Origin of the sequence: Arthrobacter sp. efr-133-TYG-104 (assembly GCF_030208915.1) — a bacterium.
GTDB lineage: Bacteria > Actinomycetota > Actinomycetes > Actinomycetales > Micrococcaceae > Arthrobacter.
On record NZ_JARVTA010000023.1, the window covers coordinates 180,493 to 187,416 of the forward strand.

4 protein-coding genes are annotated in these 6,924 nt (G+C 60.2%); all 4 read right to left on the reverse strand.

The genetic code is table 11. From position 1 onward, the window contains the following. Positions 1-26 precede the first annotated feature (26 nt). Positions 27-2,252, reverse strand: coding sequence for a heavy metal translocating P-type ATPase (locus QRN04_RS16000; protein WP_502868813.1), 2,226 nt, complete (start codon positions 2,250-2,252; stop codon positions 27-29). Positions 2,253-2,323: 71 nt separating this feature from the next. Beyond that, the gene (locus tag QRN04_RS16005) at positions 2,324-2,557 is read right to left on the reverse strand and encodes a heavy-metal-associated domain-containing protein (RefSeq protein ID WP_284977011.1); all 234 of its coding nucleotides are present in this window, start codon (positions 2,555-2,557) and stop codon (positions 2,324-2,326) included. 59 nt (positions 2,558-2,616) lie between these two features. Then, the gene (locus tag QRN04_RS16010; protein WP_284977012.1) at positions 2,617-2,982 is read right to left on the reverse strand and encodes a metal-sensitive transcriptional regulator; all 366 of its coding nucleotides are present in this window, start codon (positions 2,980-2,982) and stop codon (positions 2,617-2,619) included. A gap of 86 nt (positions 2,983-3,068) precedes the next feature. Next, on the reverse strand, positions 3,069-5,489 hold the full coding sequence (locus QRN04_RS16015) for an MFS transporter (protein ID WP_284977013.1): 2,421 nt from the start codon (positions 5,487-5,489) through the stop codon (positions 3,069-3,071). Positions 5,490-6,924 lie beyond the last annotated feature (1,435 nt).

Genomic DNA, 6,924 nt, shown 5'->3' on the forward strand with positions numbered 1-6,924 from the left:
GACTGGTTCGCCTGCCGGTTGGTGCCCTACTTCCCGAACGCGCGCAGCCGAAGCGAATTCGCGACGACGAGCACCGAACTCGCTGCCATGGCGCCGCCCGCGATCATGGGATTCAGCAATCCGAGTGCCGCCACAGGGATCCCGATTGCGTTATAGAAAAAAGCCCAAAAGAGGTTCGTCTTGATGGTGGAGAGGGTTCTTCGCGAGAGCTCAATGGCCTGCACAAGCTGACCTAGATCGTTGCCCATGATGGTCAAATCGGACGCCTCAATGGCCACGTCCGTGCCCGATCCCATCGCGATGCCCAGGTCTGACTGCGCCAGGGCGGCGGCATCGTTGACGCCGTCGCCAGCCATGGCGACGATCGCCCCGGATGCCTGCAGCTTACGGACGGCCTCGACCTTGCCTTCGGGGAGCACGCCGGCAAAGACATCCTCCGGCAGGATCCCTACTTCGCCGGCCACGCGGGCAGCAACGGCGGCGTTGTCACCGGTGAGGAGTAGGGGGCGGATGCGCAGGTCCTTAAGGCGTCGGATGGCATCCGCAGAGCCGGGTTTGACGGAGTCACTCAAGCTGAGGATTCCCGCCGGGTAACCGTCGACTGCCACCCAAATGGCGGTAGCCCCGACGGCTTCCCGGTTCTGCAGGTCTTCGCGTTGCTCAGGGGTGAGCACGATGCCATTCTCTTCGAGCCAGCCTGAACGTCCCACCACCACTGTCCGGGTGCCTGTAGGAAGCGACACGACGCCGCGCACTCCACCGCCCGGCGCCGAGGCGAACGCTTCAATGCCTGGAAGCGGGCCGGCGTCGGGCATTTGCTCTTTCGCCGATGCGGCAATTGCGTGGGCAATCGGGTGCTCTGACGCCGATTCCACTGCTCCGGCGAGCATCAAAACCGACTCGGGTGAGTGGCCGTTCAGGGTCAGCGTGTGGCTTACGGCGAGCCTTCCGGTGGTCACCGTACCCGTTTTATCCAAGAGAATCGTGTCCACGTGACGAGTATCCTCAAGTACCTGCGGGCCCTTGATCAGGATGCCCAACTGCGCACCTCGCCCGGTCCCGGTCAGCAGGCCAACGGGAGTGGCCAGACCGAGGGCGCACGGGCAGGCGATCACGAGAACGGCTACGGCGGCGGTGAAAGCGGCGTTGAGGTCTCCGGAGAACACCAGCCACAGTACGAACGTGACGATTGCAATGCCCAGCACAATAGGCACGAAGACCGAGCTGATGCGGTCTGCGAGGCGGGCAATCGGCGCCTTACCGGTCTGCGCTTGGCTGACCAGCCGACCCATGTGGGCAAGCGTAGTATCAGCGCCGACACGCGTGGCACGCACCAGGAGGCGACCCGATGCGTTGATCGTCGCTCCCGTCACCGAACTGCCGGGTGCAACCTCCACGGGGACCGATTCGCCGGTTACCAAGGAAGAGTCGACGGCGGACAAGCCGTCCGTGACGATCCCATCGGTCGCGATCTTTTCGCCCGGCCGTACAACGAAAACGTCACCCACCATGAGCTCACCTGCGGGGATTTTCCCTTCTACGCCATTGAGGAGAAGCGTGGCATCCTTTGCCCCGAGATTCAGCAGGGCCTTCAGGGCATCGCCCGCTTTCGCCTTAGCGCTCGCCTCGAGGTAGCGGCCAAGGAGAAGGAACGTGGTGACAACACTCGCCACCTCAAAATAGAGCTCTCCCGTAGTCATAGTTCCGGCGGATGGTTGTGCCGTCATAGTCGGGTCAGCGAAAAGTTGCCACGCGGAATACGCGTAGGCGGCGATGACGCCGAGGGAAACCAGGGTGTCCATGGTGGATGCGAGATGGCGTGCGTTAACGGCCGCAGCCCTATGGAAGGGCCACGCCGCCCAACTCACCACCGGCAGCGACAGTGCAGCGACCACCCAGCCCCAGTTGGCAAAATGAAACGCCGGTATCATCGAGACGAGAAATACGGGAACGGTCAGGATTGCTGCGGCAATCAACCGCGGACGGAGACTTGACGCTGCCGGCCCATGGTCCATGTGGTTGGCATGGTCCGTATGAATCGCTGAGTTGCCTTCATGAGTGACTGGCGGTTGGTGCTGGCGGAGGGTTGCCTTGTAACCAGTGGCGTTGACGGTATCAACAACTTGCTGGTCCGACACGGTATCGGGGACGGTGACGTGAGCGGACTCCAGGGGCAGGTTGACCGTGGCCTCTACGCCGTCGAGCTTTCGCAATTTCCGCTCGACTCGGTTGACGCACGAGGCGCAGGTCATGCCTTCAATGTCCAACTCGATAACTCGGGTTGCCGCAAGGCTGCCCGGTTCGCGCTCACCCACAAAAGCTCCTAAGCCTGGTTGGCAACTACCAGATAGCCTGCTTCTGCCACGGCCTCACCGATTTCTTCAGGCATCAGCGGTTTTGTTGACGTGATAGTCACAGTGGACAGGCCGCCGGGGTTGAGGTCGACGGCCACTTCCTCGACGCCGTTGAGGGCTTCGAGTTCTTCGCTGACACTCGATACGCAGTGGCCGCAGGTCATGCCGGAAACGTTGACGTTGGTTTGGATGTGCTGGCTCATGGTGTACTCCTGGGCTGGGAAGGCTTGGTGGGGTCTGGGAAGGCTCGTCGAGCAGGGGACTACCGCAGCAGGCGCCCAATTGCGCCCGTGGCTTCTTTTACTTTGGCTTCGATCTGGTCGGCCCGCGCCTCCGGGTCTGCCTCGGAGGCGGCACCGACAACGCAGTGCCCGATGTGCTCCTCCACCAAACCCAGGCTAACCGCGTGAAGGGCCTTGGTGGCCGCGGCGACCTGCGTCAGGATGTCGATGCAGTACTTGTCTTCTTCGACCATCCGCGCAATCCCGCGCACCTGGCCTTCAATGCGCTTCAGGCGCTTTAGGTACGCCTCTTTGTTGCTGGTGTAACCATGATGGGCAGCATGCTCCAGATCCGCTTCAACCACGGGTGCGAGCAGATGGTCCAGTTGCAGGTCCGGCGTGTTCATAGAGACAAAACTATACCCTCCGGGGGTATGATGCAAGTACCCCGGGAGGGTATAGATGGGAGGTTCGCCGAACCGCCGTCGAGCGTTTAGTACTTGCTGAACGTCGTTTGGACCTTACCGTCCTTTATCGTCACGCTCGCGTTCACGTAGAAAGAACTGGTCTCTGTTGCCGGCTTCCAATCGGGTGCACCGAAACCATAGGAGCTGTCTTTCTCGTAGCTGACCGTCGCCTTGCCGGCATTGTCTGTCTGGATGCTCCAACCCGACGCGTCGAACAGGTTCTTGGTAAGGCTTAAGGTCGGCTTGGTGGTCAGTGACCAGTGGAAGTTCCGCGCATAACTCGAGGCGTAGATGCTGAACGGACAATTGGCCGGCTCTGCGTCCGTGGACTTGAGGCACTCCGTAATGTGCGCGTTGACCTGCGCCAAAGCCTCCGTTTTCAATGCATCGCTGGCCTCAACCTTCAGCTGTACCCCCGGCGGGGCTTGGGCTCCTTCCACCACAGTTACCAGAGCCGTGGACTTAGCCGCCGTCAAGTACTTCTCGGAGGCAGGCAATTGCACCGTGTACTCTCCAGGCAAGGCTGGAAGGTGTACGCCCGTGGAAGAGGAAGTGCCGCCACCTAATCCGAGGTTGAGCTCATGGCCGTTGACCAACACAGTCTGCACCATGCTGTCCGCGGAGATGGTCAACTGCCCGATCGGGGCCGCGTCCATCTTCCAGTGATCATCGAGGAGCTCCGGATTCGACTTGCGCAGTGTGTAGGTAGTCTGCTGCTTCCGGCCATCCTGACGCAGTTCCGCTACCACCTTGGCTCCGTCCCCGGAGGTTTGGGTGGACACGATGTCGAAACCGTCGATGCGCTTGCCGGCTTTGGAGTACACCTCGTCGGTCAGCAGCGCTCTTTGATCGTTCGCCACGTTGGGATCCGACAAGGCAATCGCCTTGGATGCCTCGCCGTTCTGAAGGGCCTGCAGATAGTCCTTCACGGGTTTGTCGGGGCCGTTGCCGTCCTTGATCACGTTGACGGTGATGGCCCCGGCGACCAGCAAGACAACTACCAAGCCGATTCCACCCAGCACCAGGCCAAGCTTGCGCTTAGCGCCGGGAGATATCCGCTCCCGGGGAGCGACCGCCGTCGTGTGGCTGTTTTGAGCGTAAGGGTCAGCGTAGCTGGCCGTGCCCGGGTGGCCGGGCTGGCTTTGCTGGGGGTTCGGATCATCCTGAACCGGGCGACGGGTCCTGAGCCTCTCAGCTGCGCGGGCCGGGATGTAATTGCTGAGGATGGGTGCCAGAAAACGTGCTGAGGCCTCGGTTGCAGCGCCCCACAGCAACATGACAAAAGCCGTCCACCCAGCCAGGGCCACGCTGCCGGTGCCCGTCACCAACGTTCCGGCCTCAAAGGAGCCGGTAAGTGAGCTGAGCCAGGTAAGGAGCGTCCCTGCCGCCAGGAATGCGCCGGGAAGGACGACCCAGTCCGTTACTTTTTTGGTGTCGGCCGGGCCGCGCCGGAGATACCAAAATATCGAGGTCGCCACTAGTGCAACGAGTGCCAGAAGCAACAGAAGCCAACCGGCCCACCCGGGGATGTCGAACTGGGTCAACCCGGTTCCAGGGCCAAAGCCGGTTTCAGATCCTGAACTGTTCACGGACGATGAGGCGGACGTGCTGAAATTCCAGGTACGAATGATGGGGCTCAGATGGCCGAGCCCGAGTAGGAAGAAGCCCGCCGTCAGTGCCCAGAGTGGCGCCGAGAACGTTGCTTGCCAGCCAAATTTAATCCCCATAGCCGTGACCGCAACCGGCACGGCGACCACGAGAAAGACACCAAAATGCACGCCTATTGCTGCCCCGGCATCGCGGATGATCGCGCGCACTCCGCTGGGCCGTCCCTGATGCCAAGTTCGCCCAGCCAAGCTCGCGAACGTTCCGACTACGAAGGCGGCTAGGACGGATCCAATGGTCACTGCGACCAGCGGCGCAACCTTCAGCTGCGGAATGGGAAATGAAATGCCGGTGATGGCTCCAATAACGTTGACCAACAACGTGAAGACCAAGCCTGTGGCTGCTGACTCCAGCCACATTCCCGCCGTCGTCGGAGCGGGCTTCCGCTTTGCCACAAACCTTCCGCCGACAAACAGAACCGCAATTGACAACGCCGTCAGCAACAGGGGCGTGGCAAATAGGCCAGCGGTGCCGTGCACATTCCCAAGAAATGGGACGGTCACATCGATTGTTGTGCCAAGTGCGCCAAGCTGGCTCATCACTACCAGCTGAGCAGCAAGCTGCACCATGATGGACCACGGCGACGGCGTCGAACCTTGCGGGAGCATCGAACTGGCTGGCACGTTGGTGTTGCCACCCTGGCTGATGGCGAGCCCTACTATGGCTAATACCAAAAAGGCGCACGCCACTACGTAGAGGGTCACATACGCGATGACACCCAGCAAAGCGGAAGGAATCAGCGAGCTTGCATCAAAACGTTGTGATTTCGCTGGTCCGGGCACCGGATCTTCCGTAGCAACGGGCGCGTTCCCAAGCCCGACAGTCCCGGTGTAAGTTTGGTCAGATCCTCGACCCCCAGGGCCGAAACCCCCAATTTTCTCGTGTCCTGGTTCAGTCACATTTTCCCCCAATGTTTAGTTTTTCACTCAATTGGAAGAATACCGGACAGAAATACGACGACGGCGATCCCCAACGTTGTTGGGCGAATCGTTCACGTAGGTTTCCGTGTGGAGCATTGCGGGATTGGTCCGGGGCCCAGCACCTTCATGTCGAGTGCCGTCGGTGAGCGTCTTGAGCCAATCTTGACGTATTCCCCGGTATCGCTTGAGACGAGTTAGTCATACTCGAATCGTTCGGCAGAAGCCGGGACAAGCTGGGTGGTTGGTCTTGCAGTGGGCTGACTATCTCAGGTTCTCTTCTGTTGCATTCACGGAAAGCCTCTCCACCTCCCCCAGTCCCTCTCTTGACGGGGGCCATCACGCGGGCGCGCGGCCGCCTGCCCATGGTGCCGCTGCCGCCGTCGTGTGCCCCAGGAAAGTTAGTCAACAAGGCAACCGCACCCCGCTCGCCATCATCTATCGGCCGGCCATTTTCATTTTGATTTTCCGTGCCGACGTGCCCCTCGTGGGAGGGTGGAAGTGTCAGGTTATGCTCTAAGAGATGCTTGATCGTGTGTCAGAAACAGCAGAATCCAGCGCTAGTCTGACGCTTTTTGGGTAGGTGCTTGACGTCAGGCTGGGGTGTCATTTAGTCTGACGCGGCCGACCAAGGGTTTCCCGGGGCGGCGGGCATGACCTCCCGCGTTGGCGGCATCAGCGAAAACATCACCGGCATACCCATTAACGGCGGCTCCGGATGGCAGAACATCTGGCTGCAAGGATCATGATGACCACACAACAAACCTCGTAAATAGCGCCTCGCTGAGTTGACCCAGCGCGGTATCACGTGATCATGCAGTCGTTGAGGTTTTGAGCCCGGTGTATTCGTCCCCGCAGTCTGGCCCCATTGGTTGGGCATTGACTGCGGGGACGGATTGCCTTGCGACACGAGGCGCGGACGACGCTTTGTGCTTGCGTTCAAGTAAGGCTGCTCGAGACTTCATGGTTGGCGTTTTCCTGTCCATAAGGCACCAGGTGCGATTTTCGGATTGAATTGAGTTCTTTTGTGGGCTCTTTCGCTTTGCTCTTGAAGTCGTGCGGGAGTCTCCAATAGTCCTGATAGTCCTAAAATCATCCCCGGCGCCGACGAAGGCAATTATCGCAAACAACAATCAGCCATGGCTGAGTTGTTGGTTAATACAGGCTTAGTGTTGGGATCCAATCCCAAAGGCGGGCTTTATGCTCGAGCATAGTGGTCTGGCAACGACAACAACGTGACACTTTTCACATGGTTTATCGATTGGAAAACACGGTTGCGCTTGTCACCGGTGCCGCGCAG

Coding starts and splice junctions, on each gene's coding strand:
- QRN04_RS16010 (WP_284977012.1), bottom strand. CDS start 2,982: ATGAACACGCCGGACCTGCAACTGGACCATCTGCTCGCACCCGTGGTT.
- QRN04_RS16005 (WP_284977011.1), bottom strand. CDS start 2,557: ATGAGCCAGCACATCCAAACCAACGTCAACGTTTCCGGCATGACCTGC.
- QRN04_RS16000 (WP_502868813.1), bottom strand. CDS start 2,252: ATGACCTGCGCCTCGTGCGTCAACCGAGTCGAGCGGAAATTGCGAAAG.